The sequence below is a fragment of the Bacillus sp. NS1 genome (genome assembly GCF_058248265.1).
Window position 1 is genome coordinate 198,338 of the sequence record NZ_JBZAZF010000005.1, and the last position, 23,273, is coordinate 221,610.

At 44.5% G+C, this 23,273-nt stretch carries 23 protein-coding genes; 7 read left to right on the forward strand and 16 right to left on the reverse strand.

The features are described from left to right. Positions 1-8 precede the first annotated feature (8 nt). Genes yclP through yclN form a run of 3 tightly spaced genes read right to left on the reverse strand, consistent with a single transcriptional unit; the run spans position 9 to position 2,651 of the window. Complete coding sequence (gene yclP / locus AC4CV5_RS18235) at positions 9-767, reverse strand: petrobactin ABC transporter ATP-binding protein YclP (protein WP_373924185.1); 759 nt, start codon at positions 765-767, stop codon at positions 9-11. Further along, positions 761-1,708, reverse strand: a complete 948-nt coding sequence (gene yclO, locus AC4CV5_RS18240; RefSeq protein WP_490923521.1) for a petrobactin ABC transporter permease YclO — start codon at positions 1,706-1,708, stop codon at positions 761-763. The genes yclP and yclO overlap by 7 nt, the downstream gene beginning before the upstream one ends. Next, entirely contained in the window at positions 1,701-2,651 is a 951-nt protein-coding gene (yclN, locus tag AC4CV5_RS18245) for a petrobactin ABC transporter permease YclN (RefSeq protein ID WP_490923523.1), read from the reverse strand. The genes yclO and yclN overlap by 8 nt, the downstream gene beginning before the upstream one ends. A 385-nt stretch (positions 2,652-3,036) precedes the next feature. Between yclN and AC4CV5_RS18250 the strand changes: the two genes are divergently transcribed. After that, complete coding sequence (locus AC4CV5_RS18250) at positions 3,037-4,401, forward strand: aspartate kinase (protein WP_490923524.1); 1,365 nt, start codon at positions 3,037-3,039, stop codon at positions 4,399-4,401. A gap of 150 nt (positions 4,402-4,551) precedes the next feature. Then, positions 4,552-4,659 (forward strand): YjcZ family sporulation protein, encoded by a 108-nt coding sequence (locus AC4CV5_RS18255; RefSeq protein WP_071578333.1) that lies wholly within the window; start codon positions 4,552-4,554, stop codon positions 4,657-4,659. 92 nt (positions 4,660-4,751) lie between these two features. Here AC4CV5_RS18255 and phrC read toward each other — a convergent pair whose 3' ends face one another. The 4 genes from phrC to yclJ all read right to left on the reverse strand — a co-directional run bounded on the left by phrC (position 4,752) and on the right by yclJ (position 8,254). Then, the gene (phrC, locus tag AC4CV5_RS18260) at positions 4,752-4,874 is read right to left on the reverse strand and encodes a phosphatase RapC inhibitor PhrC (protein ID WP_003224994.1); all 123 of its coding nucleotides are present in this window, start codon (positions 4,872-4,874) and stop codon (positions 4,752-4,754) included. After that, complete coding sequence (rapC, locus tag AC4CV5_RS18265) at positions 4,858-6,006, reverse strand: response regulator aspartate phosphatase RapC (RefSeq protein WP_166854297.1); 1,149 nt, start codon at positions 6,004-6,006, stop codon at positions 4,858-4,860. The genes phrC and rapC overlap by 17 nt, the downstream gene beginning before the upstream one ends. Positions 6,007-6,168: 162 nt before the next feature. Continuing rightward, a complete protein-coding gene (gene yclK / locus AC4CV5_RS18270; protein ID WP_166854298.1) occupies positions 6,169-7,584 on the reverse strand; it encodes a two-component system sensor histidine kinase YclK in 1,416 nt (471 codons plus the stop codon). Then, complete coding sequence (yclJ, locus tag AC4CV5_RS18275) at positions 7,571-8,254, reverse strand: two-component system response regulator YclJ (protein ID WP_003224983.1); 684 nt, start codon at positions 8,252-8,254, stop codon at positions 7,571-7,573. The genes yclK and yclJ overlap by 14 nt, the downstream gene beginning before the upstream one ends. A gap of 212 nt (positions 8,255-8,466) precedes the next feature. Here yclJ and AC4CV5_RS18280 point away from each other — a divergent pair, with 212 nt between their 5' ends. Further along, the gene (locus AC4CV5_RS18280) at positions 8,467-9,933 is read left to right on the forward strand and encodes an ABC transporter permease (protein WP_490923525.1); all 1,467 of its coding nucleotides are present in this window, start codon (positions 8,467-8,469) and stop codon (positions 9,931-9,933) included. A 15-nt stretch (positions 9,934-9,948) separates the two neighbouring features. Further along, on the forward strand, positions 9,949-10,629 hold the full coding sequence (locus tag AC4CV5_RS18285; protein ID WP_490923527.1) for an ABC transporter ATP-binding protein: 681 nt from the start codon (positions 9,949-9,951) through the stop codon (positions 10,627-10,629). A 102-nt stretch (positions 10,630-10,731) separates the two neighbouring features. Here AC4CV5_RS18285 and gerKB read toward each other — a convergent pair whose 3' ends face one another. Genes gerKB through gerKA form a run of 3 tightly spaced genes read right to left on the reverse strand, consistent with a single transcriptional unit; the run spans position 10,732 to position 14,721 of the window. Continuing rightward, positions 10,732-11,856 carry an endospore germination permease GerKB gene (gerKB, locus tag AC4CV5_RS18290; RefSeq protein WP_166854301.1) on the reverse strand — a complete coding sequence of 375 codons (1,125 nt, stop codon included), beginning with the start codon at positions 11,854-11,856 and terminating at the stop codon, positions 10,732-10,734. A 23-nt stretch (positions 11,857-11,879) separates the two neighbouring features. Next, entirely contained in the window at positions 11,880-13,103 is a 1,224-nt protein-coding gene (locus AC4CV5_RS18295) for a Ger(x)C family spore germination protein (protein WP_166854302.1), read from the reverse strand. Further along, a complete protein-coding gene (gene gerKA, locus AC4CV5_RS18300; RefSeq protein WP_222143539.1) occupies positions 13,093-14,721 on the reverse strand; it encodes a spore germination protein GerKA in 1,629 nt (542 codons plus the stop codon). The genes AC4CV5_RS18295 and gerKA overlap by 11 nt, the downstream gene beginning before the upstream one ends. Positions 14,722-14,846: 125 nt before the next feature. Between gerKA and AC4CV5_RS18305 the strand changes: the two genes are divergently transcribed. Further along, the gene (locus tag AC4CV5_RS18305; RefSeq protein ID WP_166854304.1) at positions 14,847-15,068 is read left to right on the forward strand and encodes a YczF family membrane protein; all 222 of its coding nucleotides are present in this window, start codon (positions 14,847-14,849) and stop codon (positions 15,066-15,068) included. 13 nt (positions 15,069-15,081) lie between these two features. Here AC4CV5_RS18305 and AC4CV5_RS18310 read toward each other — a convergent pair whose 3' ends face one another. After that, complete coding sequence (locus AC4CV5_RS18310; protein ID WP_490923529.1) at positions 15,082-16,836, reverse strand: right-handed parallel beta-helix repeat-containing protein; 1,755 nt, start codon at positions 16,834-16,836, stop codon at positions 15,082-15,084. Between the two features lie 279 nt (positions 16,837-17,115). Here AC4CV5_RS18310 and AC4CV5_RS18315 point away from each other — a divergent pair, with 279 nt between their 5' ends. Continuing rightward, on the forward strand, positions 17,116-18,594 hold the full coding sequence (locus AC4CV5_RS18315; protein ID WP_166854306.1) for a peptide MFS transporter: 1,479 nt from the start codon (positions 17,116-17,118) through the stop codon (positions 18,592-18,594). A 15-nt stretch (positions 18,595-18,609) separates the two neighbouring features. On the opposite strand, the gene AC4CV5_RS18320 is transcribed toward AC4CV5_RS18315, so the two are convergent. The 5 genes from AC4CV5_RS18320 to AC4CV5_RS18340 form a co-directional block, all read right to left on the reverse strand. After that, a complete protein-coding gene (locus AC4CV5_RS18320) occupies positions 18,610-19,476 on the reverse strand; it encodes an alpha/beta fold hydrolase (RefSeq protein ID WP_166854307.1) in 867 nt (288 codons plus the stop codon). 67 nt (positions 19,477-19,543) lie between these two features. Then, entirely contained in the window at positions 19,544-20,008 is a 465-nt protein-coding gene (locus AC4CV5_RS18325) for a pyridoxamine 5'-phosphate oxidase family protein (protein WP_490923530.1), read from the reverse strand. Next, positions 20,005-20,232, reverse strand: coding sequence for a phenolic acid decarboxylase subunit BsdD (gene bsdD / locus AC4CV5_RS18330; protein WP_019257455.1), 228 nt, complete (start codon positions 20,230-20,232; stop codon positions 20,005-20,007). Before bsdD ends, AC4CV5_RS18325 begins: the two co-directional genes overlap by 4 nt. A 17-nt stretch (positions 20,233-20,249) precedes the next feature. Next, positions 20,250-21,671, reverse strand: coding sequence for a phenolic acid decarboxylase BsdC (gene bsdC, locus AC4CV5_RS18335; protein ID WP_248602433.1), 1,422 nt, complete (start codon positions 21,669-21,671; stop codon positions 20,250-20,252). Between the two features lie 2 nt (positions 21,672-21,673). Further along, entirely contained in the window at positions 21,674-22,288 is a 615-nt protein-coding gene (locus AC4CV5_RS18340; protein ID WP_166854310.1) for a non-oxidative hydroxyarylic acid decarboxylases subunit B, read from the reverse strand. Between the two features lie 89 nt (positions 22,289-22,377). On the opposite strand from AC4CV5_RS18340, the gene bsdA reads away from it, so the two are divergent. Beyond that, positions 22,378-23,250, forward strand: coding sequence for a transcriptional regulator BsdA (bsdA, locus tag AC4CV5_RS18345; protein WP_166854311.1), 873 nt, complete (start codon positions 22,378-22,380; stop codon positions 23,248-23,250). The last annotated feature ends 23 nt before the right edge of the window (positions 23,251-23,273 follow it).

A 23,273-nucleotide genomic window follows, 5' to 3' on the forward strand; every position in this document is an offset into this window, starting at 1 on the left:
TCTATATATTAAGAAAAATAAACACCAATTCTCTGATTATCAATCGTCTGAATCGGAATGGTCATATCATAGATTTCCTCAAGCACTGAGGTCTCTATCATTTCCTCAGGCGGTCCCTCTTTTACGATTCGGCCGTTTTTCAAGGCAACGATATGATCGGAGTAGACGGATGCGAAGTTGATATCGTGAATGACGATCACGATCGTTTTTCCAAGCTCCTCCACCAGCCGTTTCAGCAGTTTCATAATTTCAACTGAATGTTTCATATCCAGATTGTTCAGCGGCTCATCCAGAAAGATATAATCTGTGTCCTGGGCAATGACCATTGCGATAAACGCCCTTTGGCACTGTCCGCCGCTCAGCTGATCCAGGTATTTGTCCTGAATATCTTCCAGTTTCATATAGCCGAGCGCCTGGTTAATATGAACCCAGTCTTCCTCTGTCAGCCGGCCCTGTGAGTATGGAAATCTGCCGAAGCTGACGAGGTCTTTGATGGTGAGCCTGATATTAATTTGGTTCGCCTGCTTCAAAATGCTCATTTTTTTGGCAAGCTCTTTGCTGTCGCAGGCTCCAATCTCTTGTCCGTCTATGAAAATCTCGCCGGAATCCTTTTTGATCAGGCGGCTCATAATAGACAGCAGCGTGCTTTTGCCGGCGCCGTTAGGACCGATAAACGAGGTAATTTTGCCCTTTGGAATCGTGACTGACGTCTCTTCAAGGACCACTTTCCCGCCATATTGTTTGCTTACATTTTTGACCTCTACCATGATTTATTCTCCTTTAACAGCAAGTAGATAAAATAAATCCCGCCGGCAAAATTAATAATGACGCTCAGCGTCGTTGAGAAGGTAAACACTTTCTCAACCACAAACTGCCCTCCGACCAGCGCAATGATGCTGATGAAAACGGAGCCTGCGATTAAGTATGAATGCTTATACGTTTTCAGGAATTCTCTCGCCAGGTTGACGACGAGAAGGCCTAAGAACATAATCGGCCCGACTAGCGCTGTTGAAACAGAAACAAGGATCGCAACTACGATCAGCATCTGCTTCACCACTTTGTCGTAGTCGATGCCCAAATTCACGGCGTGCTCGCGCCCGAGCGACAGCACGTCGAAAAGCTTTGTAAAACGCCAAACATAAGCGCCTGTCAGCAGGAAGATGATGAACGCAAGCCATAACAAATCCGTATTGATGTTGTTAAAGCTGGCAAACATCTTGTCCTGCACAACTTGGAACTCATTCGGATCAATCAGCATCTGCATAAAGGAAGACAGGCTGCTGAACAGCGTGCCAAACACGATTCCGATGAGCAGAAGGAAAAAGATATTTCTCCCCTCTCCCCTGAACATGATTTGATACAGAACAAGGGAAAACAGTATCATCAGCAGAACAGAGATGATAAAGTTGATGTTTTTATTCATGATGACAATATTCGCAGAACCGAACAAAAAGATAATGCCGGTCTGAATCAGCATGTAGAGAGAATCAAGGCCCAAGATGCCTGGCGTCAGGATACGGTTGTTCGTAATCGTTTGAAAGATCATGGTCGAAAACGCAATCGCTCCCCCAGTCAGCGCAATGGCAGCAACCTTTTTGATTCTTCTCGGCAGGGTGTAATCCCAATTGCCTAAGTCATAAAACAGAAACAAGCCAATACATATGATGGCTAAAACAACGAGCAACGCAATTTTCATCTGGTTACGCATACGCTTTTCTCCTTAACAGCATAAACAGGAAAATGCCGCTGCCGATGATTCCGACCATCAGGCCAATCGAGATTTCGTAAGGGAAGATAATGATTCTGCCCAGTATATCGCAAAAGAGCACAAAAACCGCTCCCAATAGCGCCGTGTGCGGCAGACTGTTTTTCAGATTGTCTCCTCTGTAAATCGATACAATATTCGGGATGATTAAACCGAGAAACGGAAGCATACCGACAGTCAAAATGACAAGAGACGTGATCAGGGACACAATAATGAGCCCGATGTTCACAACCCGTTTGTACTTCAGGCCGAGGTTGACAGAAAAGCTTTCTCCCATACCGGCCAATGTGAATTTATCCGCAAACACATAGGCAATGATGACGAGCGGAATACTCAGATAAAGAAGCTCGTATCTTCCTTTCACAACTAAAGAGAAGTCTCCCTGAAGCCATGATGACACATTCTGGATCAAGTCATATTTATACGCGATAAATGTCGCGACTGAACTGACGATATTCCCGAGCATTAAACCGACAAGCGGAATAAAGATGGTGTCGTTAAACTTGATTCTTTCAAGGATTTTCATAAACAGAAAATTTCCTGCAAGGGCAAAGACAAACGCAACCAGCATTTTCATTAAAGGACTGGCGGATGTAAACAGCAGCAAGGATATTAAAATGCCGAGCCGAGCCCAATCCATCGTGCCAGCCGTAGTCGGTGACACGAATTTGTTTCTGCTGATCTGCTGCATAATCAAACCGCAGATACTCATGCTTAATCCCGCGATGACAATGCTGATCAATCGCGGCAAACGGCTTGCAAACAGCGTTGATGCCTCTTGTTTGCTTAAATCAAAGAGATCAAGCGGCGACAGATCTTCTACGCCGATAAACACAGATGTGACTGCTAATATGATAAGTAGAATAAATAAGTAACGTAACTTCATGCTGCCTCCTTACATCCTTACAGCAAAAAGAACGTATCTCCTACTCCGCAAGGACTCAAAACAATATGGCCATATAGTAATTGATTATCATTATCATTTACATATTACCATTTTTCTAGTGTTAGTCAATATTCTTTCAAAATATTAACCTAGTCATGTATTTAATTTTACTAATCATTCTAATCATTTTCCATCCCATTTCGTTAGGTTGTTTACCATATTTATCTTCAAAACGCATGTATACAGGTAGTTTACCTGACATAATTCCTCATGGAAAATACAAATGTTCACTCCAGAAAGAAATTCCCCCTTGATTTACAGGTCTGAAAGAGAGATAATAAATACTAAATTTGTGTGAAAATTTTAAACATTAGGAGATGTAAACATGAAGGTCGTTAAATTCGGAGGCAGCTCACTCGCTTCAGGCGCCCAGCTTGAAAAGGTGTTTGACATCGTAACCTCAGACCCGGCACGGAAAGCTGTAGTCGTTTCAGCTCCGGGAAAACGCTATGCTGAGGATACGAAAGTGACTGATCTCTTAATCGCATGTGCAGAACAATATTTGGCGTCAGGCAGCGCCCCTGAACTGGCAGAAGCTGTTGTGGAACGGTATGCCCTCATCGCAAATGAGCTTCAGCTTGAGCGAACCATTATCGAAAAAATCCGCGATGATCTGTTTACGCTTTTAGAAGGAGATAAAAGCAATCCTGAGCAATATCTTGATGCAGTCAAAGCCAGCGGGGAGGATAACAACGCCAAGCTGATCGCCGCCTATTTCCGCCATAAAGGCGTCAAAGCGGAATATGTCAACCCGAAGGATGCCGGCCTATTTGTGACAAATGAACCCGGCAACGCGCAAGTTCTTCCTGAATCCTATCAAAACCTCTATCGTCTTCGGGAACGTGACGGTCTCATCATTTTTCCCGGTTTTTTCGGATTCAGCGAGGCTGGCGATGTGATCACATTCTCACGGAGCGGTTCTGATATTACCGGCTCGATTCTTGCCAACGGGCTTCAAGCTGATTTGTACGAAAACTTTACGGACGTGGACGCTGTGTACTCTGTCAATCCGTCCTTCGTTGAGAATCCAAAGGAAATCAGCGAACTGACATACAGAGAGATGAGAGAGCTGTCCTACGCGGGCTTTTCAGTGTTTCATGATGAAGCGCTTATTCCGGCATTCAGGGCGGGAATTCCTGTGCAAATCAAAAATACGAACAACCCGTCAGCACAAGGCACCCGGGTCGTCAGCAAGCGGGATAACACAAACGGGCCTGTCGTCGGCATTGCCAGCGATATCGGCTTTTGCAGCATTTATATCAGCAAGTATTTAATGAACAGAGAAATCGGATTTGGCCGCAAAGCACTTCAAATCCTAGAGGAGCACGGTTTAACGTATGAGCATGTTCCATCAGGGATTGATGACATGACCATCATCTTACGGGAGGGTCAAATGGATGCCGCCACTGAACGCAGCGTTATCAAACGGATTCAAGAAGATCTGCACGCTGACGAAGTGATTGTCGAGCATCATCTCGCACTGATTATGGTTGTAGGAGAAGCGATGCGCCACAATGTCGGCACAACGGCAAGAGCAGCAAAAGCATTGTCAGAGGCAAAGGTGAATATCGAAATGATCAACCAAGGATCATCTGAGGTAAGCATGATGTTCGGCGTGAAAGAAGCCGAAGAGAGAAAAGCCGTCCAAGCGTTATATCAGGAATTTTTCGCCGGCGTGCTGATCTCTTAATATACATAAATAGCGGGCGCAAGCGTCCGCTATTTTTTATATCACCTTATATAGCCGAATTGTTCATTTTTTCTCTTGTCCACTATTATCCCTGCCAAGCTCATCGTTTCTGCATACCTTATAGTATCCTTCATAGGGAGGTGAAACCTTATGTCAGGATACTCTAACGGTGGCGGTTACGGCAATTCTTTCGCTTTAATCGTTGTATTGTTTATTCTTTTAATTATCGTTGGGACTGCGTTTGTTGGCGGCTTCTAAGCTGCTGACCATCTCTGCGGAGCGCCGTAAGACTATGCCTTGCGGCGTTTTTTAAAAGAAAAACCCCTTCTCTAATGAGAAGGGGCTGGTTTTTACGTCATTCCTCTTTCCGTCACATGAAAGTCGAGTGCTTCCGCATTAGCAGAAACGCCAGCCGCTGTAAAAATCGCAGCTGCGGCCAAACAAATAACAAACAACTTAGATTTCAATTTCATACAAACCTTCACTCCTTTGTATTTGTTTTCTTGCCTCTTCAACTTGTAGAAAGTAGGAAGCAGACAGTTTGAACCATTTCTGTTCATAGTAATATTTTGCTACTTCTAGGGCTAAATCCTCTATATCAGCGTACATATTTTTATTTTTCAAGTATTGGAAACATCGTTCGATTCCTTCTTCATTGGGCTGATCCTGATATAGGGATTGTAAAAACTCGAATTTTACCGCATAGTCTGCATCGTCTGTTTCTTTAGCATATTCATAGCCCCGCTTGTGATATTCCGAAGCTTTATCATGTTTTCCCCGTTTATAATAAATCAAGGTGATTAAAAAATAGGCTTGTGGCAGCGAATTGATGATCCTGCTGCTTTCAAACGTGGAGACCGCTTTTTCAAAGTAGTCAATAGCTGGGTCAAGATGTTCTTGATTGTAATAGCATAGTCCAAGATTATAATATGCTCTTCCGACCAGCTGCGCTTTTTGTTCTGCTTCGGCCATATCGAGCGCCAATTTGAAATGGCGTGCGGCTTGCTCAAAATTCCTTTCATCCATCAGGTTGACCCCGAACACAAAATGGCACTGAATGATTCTCACATTATAGGTTTCCTGCTCCACGTAAATCTCGTAGGCGTTTTTTATATTGATCAGTGAAAAGTACGTTTGCTTCATATAATAATAGGCTTCCGCGATTTTAAAATAGAATTCAGCCCGTTCAATATGATCTGCAACAAAGGAAAGCTTTTTCTCCGCCTGTTTATAGTATGTAATGGCAGAAATAAATTCCCGCTTATCAAACTCATACATTCCGCGGAAAAAATTCACATAATAGTCGAGCAGCCCTTTGAGATCTGCCTGGTTGCTGTCAATGTTTCTCGATAATTCAGACAGGCTCGGCTGGTCTTCGATATTTAATTTCTCTAACGGCTCTAGATAATCAAGCATAAGCTGGTGGCGGAATTCCATTAATGAATAATAAAGCAGCAAGTTGGAATCGTGCTGCATGTGTTTCAGTTCCTGCTGGATTTCAGCTTTTAACACTTCGGCATCCGGTACGCTGAATGTCCGGATATATTTGTACCACTCGTTAATTTTTTGACCGACCGCTGAAGAAGGAATTACCCCGCTCTTCATTCCTTCACCCTCTCCCATCAAAAACTGTTTATGTCATATTTTATCATGTTTACAGACCGTCCCGACCCGAAAAACACGCAATCTTTGTTTCGGGAGCACGCAATAAACCGAAGCGGTGTGCAAAAAAGGCGGCTGCATTTGACGATGCCGCCGCCCTGTATGTTATTGCTGTTTTGCCATTAAAGGAAGGCGGATGATGAATGTCGTGCCTTTTCCTTCTTCACTCTTGATTTCTACTGTGCCCTGATGCATTTCAACAAGCTGCTTGACGATGGAGAGACCGAGTCCGTATTCCCCGTATGCGGTGTTCGTTCTTGAAATATCAGCTTTGTAGAACCGCTCCCAAATATGCTCAATATCCTCTTTTGAAATGCCGATACCCGTATCTTCAATTTCAATAATCGTCTCTTTGTATCCTTCTATTCCACGCAGCCAAATGTTGCCGTTTTGCGTAAATTGGATGCTGTTTTTCGTAATGTTGACGAGAATTTGAATGAACCGGTCATAATCGGCATGAACGATGACGTTATCCTCTACCTGAATCGCCAGCTTGTTTTGCTTTTCTTCTGCCTGCTGTTCCAAGTGCTCTTTTACGATTTCAAAAACCTCGATCAGCGGAACATCAAGCTTGTTTAAGGTAATTTGCTGGGATCTGATTTTTTCATAGTCCAGATTCTCTTTTACGAGCCGCAGCATTCGCTTCGTTTCCTCACTGATGAGCGAGAAGCATTTTTCCTTCTTATCCTCAGGAATCGTATGGCTGTTCAGCCCTTCAACCAAACCGTTGATCGTCGTCAGCGGTGTTTTTAATTCATGTGACACGTCAGCAATAAACTGCCTTCTCCGCTTCTCAAGGCGATCGATTTCATCTCTTGATTGCTTTAATTTTTTCGCCATGATATTAAAGTCAGACGCCAGCACGCCGATTTCGTCCGCGTAGCTGTTTTCCAAGTGGATGTCATAATCGCCGGAAGCCACTTTATCCGTCGCTTCTCTCAGCTTTTCAATCCGTTTTACATGGAATTTCGATAGCAGCCAGCTGACCAGTATGGTAATGGCAAGCGTGCTGATCACAGCATAAAACATGTAGAGATTGACCTGATTGACCATCTGTTCAACGCCGCTGATCGGAGAAATAAGCAGAACGGCGCCTTTAAATTGGTTCTGAACAAAAATAGGCTGTGCCACAAGGGACACTTCATCATCAAAACGGCCATCGGCTCTGATCATGACAGTCTGCCCTTTTTTCAGCTTATTCCATTCTGATTTCTTCAGCTTTTCCCTTGGCGGAAAGCCTTCGGGCATGAAATAAGGGCGCTGCTTTTCATCAAAGAGCATAAACTGTGTCTTTCTTGTGCTCAACAAATCTTGATAAGGGTACAGCCTATGCAGATCAACCTGGCCGCCTTGGAATTCGTTTGCGATCTGTACCGCATATGACGTCAATTCCTCTACTTTGTTTTGATAGGCAAACTCTTTCACAAAGTGGGAAAAGAGAGAAATGATAATGACAAACGCTAAAATCAAAAGGCTGATATGGCTCAGCAGCAGCTGATATAGATATTTAATCTTCATCAAATTTATACCCTACTCCCCACACCGTATACAGGAAAGGCTTGTCTTCACTGGCAAGCTTTTTCCGCAGCCGTTTGATATGAACGTCAACCGTTCGCTCATCTCCGTAGAACTGATAGCCCCATACCTGCTCGAGCAGCTGTTCTCTAGAGAACACCTGCCGCGGATTTTGGACAAGGTAATAAAGCAGATCGAATTCCTTCGGTGTGAGGTTTTCAACAGGCTCTCCGTTTAAAAATACTTCTCTTGTCTTCTTATTAATGGTAAAGCATTCCGATTCGATCATATCTTCATCAATGACCGCCTTGCCTGTTGCCTGATATCTTCTGATGACAGCTTTGATGCGGGCAACCAATGTCAGTGGACTGAACGGCTTTGTGACATAATCATCCGCTCCCATCTCAAAACCGATGACTTGATCTGATTCAGTGTCTTTGGCAGTCAGCATGATAATCGGCACCGTGCTTGTCTCTCTTATTTTTCTGCAGATGGTCACGCCATCCATGGACGGAAGCATAATATCCAAAATGATCAGATCCCAATTTTCCTCCGTAAAACGCTGGTATCCCTCTAACCCGTCATGAACGAATTCCGCTTCAAAACCTTCCTTAAAAAAGAACATCTCCGTCATCGTACATACACTAACATTATCTTCTATCATTAATATTTTCATTATATCCTCCGGTTGCTTTGTTGCTTTTTTATATAATAGCACCATTTTATACAGAAGGTTTTGTGTTTCACAATTGTTAGTTTTTATTTAATCAACTAGAAATAGATTGTTCATACTTTTTTCATACCTTTGGACTACTATTAATTTATCAACAAGCGGGACCGCCCCACAGGCGGCCTTACCAATAAAAATACCTATACGGAGGAACATAAATGAACTTTATCAAACGGGCCTTTTGGAATATGAAGGCTAAAAAGGGAAAAACGTTATTGCAATTATTTGTGTTTACAGTCATATGTGTCTTTGTCCTGTCAGGCCTCACAATCCAGTCGGCAGCACAAAAATCAAGTGAACTGGCCAGACAGGAGCTCGGCGGAAGCGTAACGCTTCAAGTGGACCGCCAAAAGCAAATGGAAAAACAGCAGGACAGCGGAGAAAAACGCAGCTTCGAATCAACACCGATCAAAGTGTCTGATGCGAATAAGCTTGCAGCACTTGATCATGTGAAGAGCTACAACTACATCACATCAGCTTCAGCCAACGCAGGAAACTTTGATGCGATTGAAAGCTCAAGCACTAGTTCAAGTGATTCCAGCTCAAGCAGTTCAAGCCCGAATGATAAAAACAGCCAAGGCGGCGGACAAGGCAGACCGCAAATGGTTCAAGCCGATCTTTCGATTGAAGGTGTCATCAGCACAGCGTTAGTTGATGATTTCTCTGACGGAGAGGCAAAAATCACTGACGGACGCGCGATTACTAAATCAGATGTCGGCAAAAAAGTAACGGTGATCAACGAAACATTAGCGGAAGAAAATGATTTAAGCGTTGGAGATTCGATCACGATTGAATCAGCAACAGATGAAGATACAACAGTAAAGCTGAAGATCATCGGTATCTATAAAACAACGTCTTCAGGCGATGACCAAGCCCAGAATTTCTCTTTCTTAAATCCTTACAACAAGCTTTACACGCCTTACACAGCAACAGCAGCGCTAAAAGGTGACGACTATAAAAATACAATTGACTCAGCTGTTTACTATATGGACGATGCAAAAAATATGGATGCTTTCGTAAAAGCAGCGAAGAAAACATCAATTGACTTCGACACGTACACACTGAATACAAACGATCAGCTTTACCAGCAAATGGTCGGCCCGATTGAAAATGTAGCTTCTTTCTCTAAAAACGTCGTGTATCTTGTATCAGTGGCAGGTGCTGTCATTCTCGGCCTGATCGTCATGATGTCAATCAGAGAGCGCAAATATGAGATGGGCGTGTTAATGGCCATCGGTGAAAAACGCTGGAAATTGATTGGGCAGTTCTTAACTGAGATTCTGATCGTCGCGGTAATCGCAATCGGCCTTGCATCAGTAACGGGAAATCTAGTCGCGAACCAGCTCGGCAATCAGCTTTTATCCCAGCAGGTCAGTTCTTCAACTGATTCAACGCAAACCGCAAGCGGACAAATGCCTGGCGGCGGTGGCGGCATGGGCGGCGGAGTGTTCGGCCACAGCTCATCAAACGTGAACGTTATCGATTCTCTGAACGTTGCAATTTCTATGAACGACATGCTTATTCTTGGAGGAATCGGCATCTTAATCGCCATCATCGCAACATTGCTGCCGTCTATTTCAGTACTGCGGCTCCATCCGAAAACGATATTGACAAAACAGGAATAGAAAGAGGCGAAACTTATGGGCTTATTAGAATTTCAACAAGTCGGCTACTGGTATAAAGACAAAAGCCAGCCATTGTTTCAGGATATCAACATCAGCTTTCAAAAAAGAAAATTCTATACAATCGTCGGCACATCGGGGACAGGAAAAACCACTTTCCTGTCTCTGGCAGGCGGACTTGACGCACCAAAGGAAGGAACGATCCTTTACAACGGAAAAGCTGTTTCTAAAATCGGCTTAACAAATTTCAGAAATCAATATGTATCAATTGTCTTTCAGGCGTACAACCTGCTCCCATATATGACGGCTCTGCAGAACGTCACGACCGCCATGGAAATCACAGGTTCTAAAGAAAAGAACAAAGAAGCGTATGCGCTGGAAATGCTGCAGAAGGTTGGCATCAATGAAAAACAAGCACGGCAAAAAGTGCTGACACTGAGCGGCGGACAGCAGCAGCGGGTATCGATTACAAGAGCTTTCTGCTGTGACACGGACCTCATCGTAGCCGATGAACCGACCGGAAATCTTGATGAGGATACATCAAAAGAAATCGTGCGGCTCTTTCAAGATCTGGCACACAAGGAAAATAAATGCGTCATCATGGTAACGCACGATGAGCAAATTGCAAAAGTATCGGACATCAACATCAGACTTTCAAAAGGAAGCTTTACTGTGAAGGAAAACGCCGCAGTCGTATAACAAAAACGCGCCTCTGCCAGTGCAGACAGGGGCGCACCCTAAATCCCCCTTTTATATAGAAGTGAACATAAAAAGAGCGGCGGCTGCATCCCCCCGCTCTTTTTATCGTTTTTTTGTTTTCTGCCCCTTTGATTTCTCTCTTCGCTTCTTTTTCCAAACAGCAACAATAAACAGAAAGAGCGGAAACAAAAACTGAAAGGGCAAATGAATATACAGCGGCACCACCTTCAGGCCTTCGTTCAAATGCTCCGAAAAATTAGTCGCGATCGTAATCGAAAGGATTAAGATGCCAAAGCCCATCGGATAAGCCAGTTGAGAAGGGTTCTTTTCTTTAAAGAGCGTGGAAGTGCCTATTACCACCGCGTACAAGTAAAGGCTGACTTTGAAGAAACCGCCAATGATCAGCGCCAGCATAAAAAAGACATCGAGACGGTCTAAAAATTCTTCAACCTTAATCGTCTGAATCGTGCTTAAAAGAGGAAACTGGGATCTAAGTGTAAGATCAACATCAAGCACGCTGATATTAATCGCAACGGTCAGCGCCACAACCAATCCGCTGATGGTCATCGCGATCATCCCCATTTTTTTCACATTTTTTCTGTCATTAAGGTAAGGGAAAATCATTACAAATAAAACGACTTCACCAAACGGAACGTACATGGTTTGAGTGAAAACAGATTGAATGACAGGATAAATGCCGTCTGCTAAAACTGGTTTTAAATAATGAGGGTCTACGGTACCTGAGACAATGATCAGCACGAGGCCGAGCGCGCCCAGTATATACATGGCTCCGAAAAGAAGCTCGGCCGCGCGGGCGAGCACTTCAATTCCTTTTCTGACGGCATATATGCTTACTAGCATTAATAAAGCATTGACGATTACGATAGGTGTATCATGATAAGCAAAGGTCAGCAACATTTCTCCAAAGTCACGCAGCACCCGTGCGGCAATATAGGCAAAGTACAGGATATACAGAAATGAAAACAACCAGCTCAGCTTGGTTCCCAGCATATCATCCATGTATTCTTTCGGAGAAGATTCCGGGTAACATTGATAAATGCCCTGATACAAATAGAAAAGGAACAAACCGGCCGCACAGCCCAATAGAACTGCTATCCAAGCATCCCGGCCCGCCATTGATCCCGGTGTAATCAATAAGGAGCTGCCCAGCTCAAAAATGATAATCATGACAAACAGCTGCCTTATACTAATTTTGGCTTTTTCCATCTGTCATTCCCCTTTCTCCAGACCTATTCATCTTCAAGCTGGTGTCTGATCGGATTGTTTCGCAATCCCGTTCTTCTGATATACGTCTCCGCCTTCACATCGACAGACAAATCAGGCAAATACTCTTTTTCCCATGTGTCTTTCATTTTTTCCCACTGCTTCGGATACTTTCTATATATCAAGTCACCAAAACCGATAAAGTCCACTTTATTCTTCTTGACCTTTTTCACAGTATGGTTGATTTCCTTTTCCAGCTCTTTGTTGAGAGCTTTTTCAATAGCGGCAAGCACCTTTGGATCAGACAAATTGAAAGGGTATTTGACAGCATCTATAATTCCTTCAACCGTCACATGCACATGGATGTGCGGATGTCCCTTTCGCATCTCGGGTACCAGCTTTGTGTCTTGATGAGTGACCTGCAAGCTGACCGCATCCTTCGTCTTTTCCCAGTCAGCATTAATAAACGTATGCTGAACCTTATTCATAAGCCAGACAGCCCCAACGCTTTCATCATCTTCAATCCAATACTTTAAATGCCCTGACTTATCAAAAATCGCTAAACCGTCTGCCTGAAGAATCGCTTTCGGATCAGTCGCCTGCGTGTTTTCCATGCTGATTCCTTTTTTATCGTCACCAATCATCATATATCCCGGGATAACCGGTGCTCTTGTGCTGTTGGCAAGTGTTTTCAGGACATCCTGAATATTAGTTTTGACCACCCGTCCGTATTGTGCCTCCGTGAAGTCGAGTGTTTTATTGACTTTATTTGACGGGATTTTATCAATCGGTGTCAGGATTTTTACGATATTTTCTGCTTTTGTTTTATGAGCCACGACGAATGTCGCCGTTGTCCTGAATTCCGTATCGCGGTCAAGATTATCTAACACAAAATCCAAGCCTTCCTCTTTCGCAAGCTTTTCGCTGATTACGACGAGATTGGTATGGGCAAAGTAAAGCCGCCGCGATACCTTCATGGAGGCTTTTCTTAGCGCTTCCGTCATATTGTCGCCTTCAATCGAATAGACAGATACAGGCGGCCTGTCTCCAGCACCGCCTCCCTGAAGCCCGCCGGCAACATTTCCGGGATTGATAATTTGAAGATGCAGCACGTAGTTGCCTTCGTTCGTCCGATCGATGCCAATCGCCGAGATAATCGCAAGGTCCGTCAGTTCCCGCTTATCCCAGCAGCCGGGCAGCACAATGACGCTCAAAAGCATGAGAACGGTTAATACACGTTTACGTACCATTATGATCCCCTTCTTCCAAATCTTTGTTCACCATTCCGCGTGAACCGTCAGGCTCTGGGCGCTGATCTTCCGCCTGCCGCACCTTATCTTGCTTGCTGATCGATTCCGGCCTTTTTTCATCAGCCCACCATGGAACCCTGAACAGTGTGTCCTTTACGCCTTGAGATGAAAAAGGAGCGAGCGGCGACATATAAGGAACACCGAAAGAGCGCAGGCTGCATAAATGGACAAACATCATAATGATTCCTAAAATCAACCCGTAAAACCCCATAATAGAAGACGCAATAATAAACATAAATCGAATAAGACGGGCTGAAATTGCCATGGCGAAAGCAGGTGTCGCGAAGCTGGCAATCGCGGTGATCGCAACAATAATAACCATGGCTGGAGAGACGATACCAGCTTGTACGGCAGCCTGTCCGATAACAAGCGCACCTACGATCGATACCGCCGAGCCGACAACTCGCGGCAGCCTGACGCCGGCTTCCCTTAGGATCTCAAAAGCAACCTCCATCGTGAGTGCTTCGACAACAGCCGGAAACGGCACGATTTCCCGCTGGGCTGCAATCACGACTAACAGCTGCGTCGGAATCATTTCCTGGTGAAACGTTGTGGCTGCCACATAAACAGCTGGCGAAACAAGTGAAATAAAAAAGATTAAAATCCGCAGAACGCGAATGCTTGTCGCAATATCAAAACGCGAATAATAGTCTTCAACTGACTGAAAAAATTGAATAAATAAGGCCGGTGCAATGAGCACAAACGGCGTTCCGTCCACAACGATTGCGAATCTTCCTTCTAACAGATTACCCGCTACAACATCAGGGCGTTCTGTGTGATACATGGTCGGAAACGTCGTAAAGGTTTCATCCTCAATCAGCTGCTCGATATATCCGGATTCTAAAATACTGTCAATGTCTATTTTTTTCAGGCGCTGTTTCACTTCCTTCAGCACCTTTTCATCACATATTCCTTCAATGTACATAAGAGCGATGTCCGTATTAGTGACAGAACCGATTTTCATTTTTTCAACCCACAGATTCGGATTTTTAATGTATCGCCGGATCATTGAAATATTTGTTTGCAAAGACTCTGTAAATCCTTGGCGCGGGCCGCGGAAGGACACCTGGGTACTCGGCTCTTGGATGGAACGCTGCTCCCCACCCTGTGTGCTGCAGATAAGCGCCTCATCGGAACCGTCGGCAAAAATCAGCGTATTTCCAAGCATCAATTCAGTAAACAACTTATCCCAGCTCTTTTCCGCTTTCACTCCGCCCAGAGGGAGGGTTTTTTCAAGAATCTGCTGGATGGCTTGAGAATTTTGGATGGACTGATCCTGAACTAAAGGCTCGATTAAGGATTCATGAATCGTGTTATTATCGACCAGACCCGCAATATAAATAACGGCAAGGTGGACAAGGTCCTGTTCCCCGATTTTGATCTCCCGAATGATGACATCAGAGCTGCTTCCGACTTCCTTCTTCGTTTCAGCTATGTTTTTTGCCAAACTTGGGGAAATGTGAATCGGCCTTTCTTTTTCATGCCGCTGTTCCTGATTCTTCTCTTCTGTTTTTTGTTTGTCTCTTGAATTGTTCTTTTGCTTAGAAAATAAAGGCATACACAAAATACCTTTCCTTGTCGTTTTCTCATATTCTTCCTTCTGGAGTTGAGATTATGCATGCGGCTGACTGCGGTATAACTTCGCTGATAAAGATAGACACTAAAAGCGGAGGGTGATGAAGCATGAAGATATTAGGCGTGACAGGGATCATACTGATTTGTTTATTAACCATTTCTGTTTTTATGGACATGCTTCAAGGTTTCAGTTTGACAAAAGCCATTTATAACAATATGTCCAGCTTTAAGATGACGACGTTCGCAGAATGGGTTGTGCTTTTCTTTTTTGTTTTGATATTGGCCAGAGAAATGTATGTGATCTATAAATCGAAAAAAAAGAACCCCTAAAAGGGGCGCTTTTTCAAGCGATAATATTGCCATCTGCTGTATCACTGCTATGTTTGTTGATGGTTCCTTTGAAAATGCGATTGCCGATGATTTTAGAATTGGTTGAGGTGTTTGTTTGAATAGCTGTCGCCGTGCCAGCGGAGAGGTTATTGATGGTGTTTCCAGATATGATAGAGCCTGCAGAACCGTTGATATAAATGACAATCGGATTTCCGGCTGTTCTGTTGACTGAAATGGTGTTATCAAAAATCTCATGCACACCGGCGTTGATATAGATGGTGACCAAAAGCGGAGATCTCTCAAAGTGGTTGCTGATAATTGAGGTTTTCGCACTTGTGGAACAGTAAATCGGGTAATTTTTAAACTCTTTACATGTGTTGTTTTTAATGATAGCGCTCGCATTGTTTGTAACAGAAACAGTATATGATTCTGGGGCTGCTTCAAACGCGTCAGGATTCAGTGTATTTCCTTCAATCACCGCGTTTCCTTGAGCGATCCAGATCCCCCGGCTGAATTTTCTCAGTACATTATCCTTAATGATCATATCACCGCCCGATATGTTCACGCCGTCAATGACTTGAATGAGGCAGTTATTCAGAAATGCGGTATCATCTGACAGCACTGCGCGAAGGCCGGTACTGCGCCTTGTTTCAGACAGTCCGTTTTGAATCTGGTTGCCGTCTACCTTTACGTCGGAAGACTGATAAACCAATATCCCTGTGTTTTCAAAGTTGCTGATTTTATTGTTCGTAACAAGAACGCTCTTTCCCCTGACATCAATCCCGGTCGAAAACCCGGTAATGAGATTGCCTGCGATGACCGCATCACTGCTCTCTTTTCCTTGTGACACACCGAGTCCGGTAATCCCGACTCTAGGTGCAGCCGCCGCGCCTTCCGCCCGTCTGAGGATATTTCCTTTAATTACCGTTTGCGTTCCATACCCATAACTGATCGTATTGTCTGAGTGGTTTCCTTCTATTGAAATGCCGTACCCGTTAAAATTGGTCACAGAACTTGAAACGTTTCCGATAAAATGGTTATTGCGAATGGATACATTGATCGGTTCCTCATAATCAATATCTCCTTCGCCATATCCTTCTATGTCAATTCCGAATCTCGGCGCTGTTCCATTTCCCGTCCCGGCGTCTGCGATCACACATTCCTCCACCGTAACCATATCACATCCGGTAATGGAAATATTATTTCTTCTTGATCGCCGAACCTCACAGCGGCGGATGATAATTTGCTCTGACGTTCGATAATCATTATTTGTCTTTAATCCCCTCGGGCTGACAATGATCCCATCTCCGGTAAAATCAGAAATTTTGACATCATCAATGACAACATTCGAGCATCCTTCAATACAAATGCCAAAGCCCCATTCATGGGTTGACCTTATCCCTGCTGACGCATACGTATGCTCATCACGTTCGCCGATAATTTGTCCTCCGGAAATGGTTATATTCTCTTGCTTGCCTACATAAAATGCGGAATAACCCCACGAATTGTTCGGGATCACTTTGATGATACACTCGGGGTCCATCACAATCTCAAGGTTGCCGGGAACAATGATCCCGGCGTTTCGAAACTTCTGATTGGAATCTCCTCCAAGCGTTCCGTCTATTAAATATGTTCCCTTTGGAAACCAGACAGTATGATATCCTTTCGAAACAGCCGTACTGAGGCATTGATTAATCAGTTCTGTTGAATCTGTTTTACCATCTCCTAAGATACCGAAATCCGCCGCATTTAATATGAATTCAGCCAATTGCGAGCCTCCTTCTCTATGATTACTATCATGATACTCACAAAGGCCCGATCCGCTTGTACATTTCTCTAAAATTTTATTAAAAAAATATAAAGGAATAGTTTTGTAAGAAAACCTTACAAAAAAGGACTTAATAATTAGGATGAAATCACTATTTTTATACATCTATAATTTTTCCATTATGGAACTATTTGAAATGAGTATAAATTATATTGACACAAGTATTATATAAGAATATGATTTTTGTAATACACTTTTTTAAGAAAGGGTTTGGCTGACATGGCTTCGATTGATAACGAAAGTATCATTAAAAGCGTCCCGCAAAAAGGGTTCTTTGGTCACCCGCGAGGACTATTCACACTATTTTTCACCGAATTTTGGGAGCGTTTCTCTTACTATGGTATGAGAGCAATCTTGCTTTACTATTTGTATACAGAAACGGTTAACGGAGGGCTTGGCTTTGATAAAGGCACAGCGGTTGCCATCATGTCGATCTACGGGTCACTCGTATACATGTCCACTATTATTGGCGGATGGCTTGCTGACCGGGTATTCGGAACCGCAAACACTGTGTTTTACGGCGGCATATTCATTATGTTCGGCCACATTGCACTAGCCTATCCGGGCAGCGCGACAGCATTTTATATCAGCATGGCGCTTATCATTATCGGAACAGGCTTATTAAAACCAAACGTTTCAAGCGTGGTTGGAGATCTTTACACGAAAGAAGACCCGCGCCGCGACTCAGGTTTTAGTATTTTCTACATGGGGATTAACCTTGGCGGTTTACTTGCGCCGTTAATTGTCGGAACACTCGGACAGAAGTACAACTATCATCTCGGCTTCGGAGCTGCCGCAGTTGGAATGCTTCTCGGACTTATCGTATTTGCTCTGACAAGAAAGAATAATCTCGGGCTTGCAGGCTCAAATGTGCCGAATCCGCTGTCTAAAAAATCTGCGATTGGTACTGGAATCGGTGTTATCATTGTGGCAATCGCAGTGATGATCTCTGTACAAACAGGCATGCTGACGATCAATGGTTTCATCGACCTTGTAAGTATTCTCGGTATTTTGATTCCTATTGTTTATTTCATCATCATGTTTACAAGCAAAAAAGCGGACAAAACAGAGAAATCTCGTCTTGCCGCTTACATCCCTTTGTTTATCGGTGCTGTCATGTTCTGGGCCATTCAGGAACAGGGAGCGACCATTCTTGCGGTTTACGCTGATGAACGCATACGGCTTTCATTGGGCGGATTAGAACTTCAGTCATCTTGGTTCCAATCATTAAATCCATTGTTTGTTGTCATTTTCGCGCCAATTTTCGCGTGGCTATGGATGAAGCTTGGCAAACGCCAGCCGTCCACACCAGTTAAATTCTCAATCGGAATTATTCTAGCTGGCTTGTCATTTATCATTATGGTATTCCCTGCAATGCAAGGAAAAGAAGCACTCGTAAGCCCGCTTTGGCTCGTTCTCAGCTTCCTGCTTGTCGTGCTTGGAGAGCTGTGCCTGTCTCCAGTCGGTTTATCCGTAACAACGAAACTGGCGCCAGCTGCATTCTCTGCACAGACAATGAGCATGTGGTTTCTGACTAACGCAGCAGCCCAAGCGATCAATGCCCAAGTAGCCGGATTGTTTGATAAAATTCCTGAAACAACCTACTTCGGCACCATCGGTTTGATATCTATCGTGCTTGGCGGCATTCTCCTGCTGCTTTCGCCGATTATCAAACGCGCGATGAAAGGGGTCTTATAATTAAAAACAGCCTGCCTATTTTGGCGGGCTGTTTTTATATTTGTCCATCCATTTGCTGAAGCTTTGATCAAAGGCTTGCGGTTCTTCCAGCATCGGCTGATGGCCGCTCCTCTCAAAAATAACCTTCTTCACATGGGGATATAAGCCGTCAACATCATCCCACAGCGTAACAGGCGCAACTAAATAATCATATCTCCCTAATCCGATGTAAACCGGCACTTGAACATCAGCTAACCGCTCAATAAGATCAAGTTGGGCAAATGTATGCCCCCATAATTCATCGATAATCGGCATATTCGTGATAACACCGTCCCATAAAGCAGCAGCATGCGGCCGCTCTTGATAAAAGCTTTTCGCCTCAGCGCGAATACACATGTGCACGAAGCGTCTTTCGGGATCTTTCTCGATGTCCAGCGGCAAATTCGCGATATCTTTTTCAAAGCGTTTTTTTCTCTCAAGACTGGCTGTCTTCATGAAAAACAATTCACTTTTTCGCCGTCTTGCTTCACTGTTATCAGGTGCAGTGTTGAGAAGCGCAACCTTCCGGACATGTTCAGGGTATGTTCTGGCATATTCTAAAGCCATAAAAGCATGTCCAGAATGCCCGAAGATGACCACATCCTCAAGCTGAAGAGACGTTCTCATCCTTTCAATATCGGCCAAAACGGCATCAAGCCTCAGATCCTCTGTCCGCAGTTCCCGCTTTGGCTTGGCAAATCCTCTGTGATCGGCAAAAATCCATTGATACTTCTGTTTGATGTCTGAGGAAAAAAGACGAGGGTAGTAAACCGCACTTCCGATTACAAGGATGGGTGCGCCCTCTCCCTCGATTCGATAAGATAAATCAAAACCGTCTGAGTGACAGATCCCCGTACGTTCCATTTCTCACGCCCCCTTTGTTTTCATTATATAAAATAAAAGCCTGACGCATGGCGTCAGGCTTTCGATATTACCGTTTTAATTCCTCAAGCGTTCTTTCCCATCTGTTTAGCACCTCTTCTGGGCTGTGAAGCCGGATACGGACACCAGAAGTCAAATCAGCATATTTCGCGACGTCCTCCTTCACTGAAACGATGCGGCAGGCAAAACGGTCTCTGTCAAATTCGGTTTTTTTGAGAGGCGGCAAGGGCTCACAGTGCAGCTTCACATAATGAGCGGCTCCCTTCCACCATGCCGTGAACTGCGCTTTTCCGGTGCGACGGATGTTGGCTGCAGTCGCTGTGTTTTTCCACAGAGCGATTCGGATATCTGTTCGGCTCAGAGCGATAATTTCTCCCGCGCTGATCATAGCGGCGTGCGGCCAGCCATCCTCCGATACCGTTTGTAAAACAAAAGCCTCCTGCTGCTTCTCTTTCAGGCGATTCCCGTCGAGCAGCTCAAAGAGACGGTCTGAAATGCCGCTCACGCTGATCAAGCCTTTCGTTCCGGCACAGCCGGAACTTCAATTGCTGTTTCTGTTTCCTTCGGATCAATTTTAAACGCCGGATTGTATTTCGCCGGATTTGTAATGCTTTCCGGCTCACAGGATCTCCATGTAAAAAAGCATGTTTGACACTGATAAACTTCCCATGCGCCTTCTACAGGCGATTTGCTCATGACTTCTCCCTTTTTTGAATCGCATCGAGGACATGTATGCATATCGGATCATCCTTTCCTTATTTATTCATTAGGTCCATTAATTTTTGTTCCCATTCTTTCGTTGTTAAAGGTGAATCAAGCGGCTGTGAGTAATGGCCTCTTGTTTCCGGTGCAACCGGTGTAGTGGCGTCAAGAATCATTTTGTGAGTGATCCCTGATGGGTTAGATCCCGGGTCAAGCGGCAGGACAGATAAGTCCGGAATGATGACCGCATCGTGTTTTGGATGCATTTTGGTCGAAAGCGCCCACATGACCTGCGGCAGGTTGAATGGATCTACATCTTCGTCAACGACAATGACCATTTTGCAGTAGCCGAGTCCGTGCGGCGTTGTAAGAGCACGCATGCCGACTGCTTTCGCAAATCCACCATAGCGGTTTTTTGTGGAAATAATCGCGATTAAACCGTGAGTATACATGGCGTTCACAGCGACAATTTCATTCGGATACGCTTCTTTTAACTGCTGATAAAGCGGCACACAAGTATTAATGCCAATCATATAATCGCATTCTGTCCAAGGCATGCCTAAGTATAAATGTTCAAAAATCGGATTATTTCTGTGATATACGCGATTAATTTTGATAATCGGCATGCTGCGTCCTCCGGAATAATGGCCTGTGAACTCACCGAACGGGCCTTCATATTCACGCTCTCCGGCAATGATTTCACCTTCAAGCACAACTTCAGCACCCCATGGAACATCAAGGTCAGACAGCTTAGATTTGACGATGCGATATGGTTCGCCTTGAATCGCACCTGCCATTTCGTATTCTGATTGATCATAGAGAAGCGGAGTCGATGCCGCCGTTGTTATGACCGGCTCACAGCCGAGCGCAATGGTAACCGGAAGATTGATGCCGCGTTCTTCAGCTTGACGCAGATGGATCGCAATATCGTGCTGCGGCACAGGCTGAATGCCAAGGCGGTCTTTTCCTTTGACCTGCATTCTGTAAATGCCGACGTTTTGTTTGCCGAAATTCTCAGGGTCTTCAAGATCGCGGGAAATGACACATGCTTTGTCTAAATAGTAACCGCCGTCTCCTTGGTTAATTCTGAAAAGAGGCAGTATATCGAACAAATTGATATCTTCTGTGATTTCATTTTCATGAAACGGCGCTGTTTCCTCACGTTTGACCGGCATTGGAAACTGGTCATAACGCTTCGCGAATTCAAAAAACTGTTCTTTTACCGGCGTGTCTTTCGGCATCCCCAGCATCATTGCGTGGTTCGGCCAGGAGCCAATCACATTCATCGCAATTTTCGCGTTGTGATAGCCGTAAATGTTGTTAAATAAGAGCGCTGGGCTTTTATCGCCAAGATTGCTGGCTGCGCGTGCTGCGGCCCCTAAATCTGGCTCGGGCTTAACCTCTTCATTCACTGTTAGCAGCTGCCCTTCTTTTTCAAGGGCAGCGAGAAATTCTCTGAAATCTTGATAAGCCATGATCAAGCTCCTCCTTTTTGTTTTTCAATCCCATTCCAGCGTTTCGCTTCAGGAAGACGAATGCTGAATTGGTCCAACGTTCTGAATACAATATGGTCGACCATTTCCTCTAAGCTGCTCGGCTGATTATAAAATGCCGGCATCGGAGGCAGAATGATAGTGCCCATTTTCGTAAGCGCTAGCATATTTTCGAGATGAATCTGGTTCAAAGGCGTCTCTCTCGTTAAGAGAACGAGTTTTTTTCTCTCCTTGAGCATGACATCCGCCGCACGTGTCAGCAGATTATCCGCCATCCCGGTGCGAATGCTTGCGAGAGATTTCATGCTGCATGGCGCAACAATCATTCCATCGGTATCAAACGACCCGCTTGAAATGGCTGCCGCCTGATCCTTATGCGAATAAGTATATGTGGCCAATTGTTCTACTTCTTTTAAGGTATAGCCTGTTTCGTGTTTGATCGTGACGTTAGCCCAAGGAGACACAACGAGATGGGTTTCCACTTCAGCGGCCTTCAGCCACTCCAGCAGCCTGATCCCGAAAATAGCCCCTGTTGCCCCTGTCATTCCGACAACGAGTTTCACTTTGCCCCCTCCTTTACGCTTGATTTCTGCTTTCATTTCCATCATACTCCTGATATATCCATATGAAAAATATCTGTTAAATCTATATTTAATACTTTAAAGGTATAATAGGGAGGCACTTTCCTTTGGACATTCGCCAGCTTCGATATTTCATCACTATAGCCCAAGAACAGAAAATCACGTCCGCCGCCAAAAAACTCCACATGGCGCAGCCGCCTTTAAGCAGGCAGCTGAAACAGCTGGAGGACGAGTTAGGTGTTGTTCTGTTTGACAGGAATAAGAAAAAACAAATGACACTTACATATGAAGGAACTGTTTTTCTGAAAAGAGCCAAGGAGATTCTTCACAGATTTGAGGATGCCGCCATTGAGGTACAAGAGCTGAAGGAGAAGGTGGCCGGCACGCTGGCCGTGGGTTCAACGATTTATTGCGCCGCTTTGATGCTTGAAAAAGTAACACAGATCAAAGAGAGATATCCACATCTCACCTTTAATATTTGGGAGAATGAGCCTGCGACGCTGTTAGAGCTGCTGGAAAGCCGTCAAATCGATGCGGCGGTCACGACGACACTGATGAAAAGCGACACGGTTCAATTCAAACAGCTTGAGGACATTCCATGTGTGCTCGTGCTTTCAGAAGAGGCCGGATATCCTTGCGGGGACACCATTAAAATGGAGGACATTCCTTCCTTTCCGCTGATTCTGCTCCGGCCTGTCAACGGAAAAGGCGTCTATAATCAGGTCATGAATGAATTTCATCGTCTGAATCTGGAGCCGCGCATTGTTTGCGAATGCCACGATTCTGCAACTTTGCTCAGTCTCGTCTCATCCGGATTCGGCGCATCCATTCTGCCCATCACAATGATTCCCGTTCATATGAGAAACCATGTTCACACCGTCCATATCGAAAACAATCCCTTCATTATGACACCGGCTGTCATGTGGAGAACGGATAGTTATTTGCCTAAACCGGTACAGCAATTTTTGGATTTGTTTTAAAAGATTTTGCCTTATGAAAACCA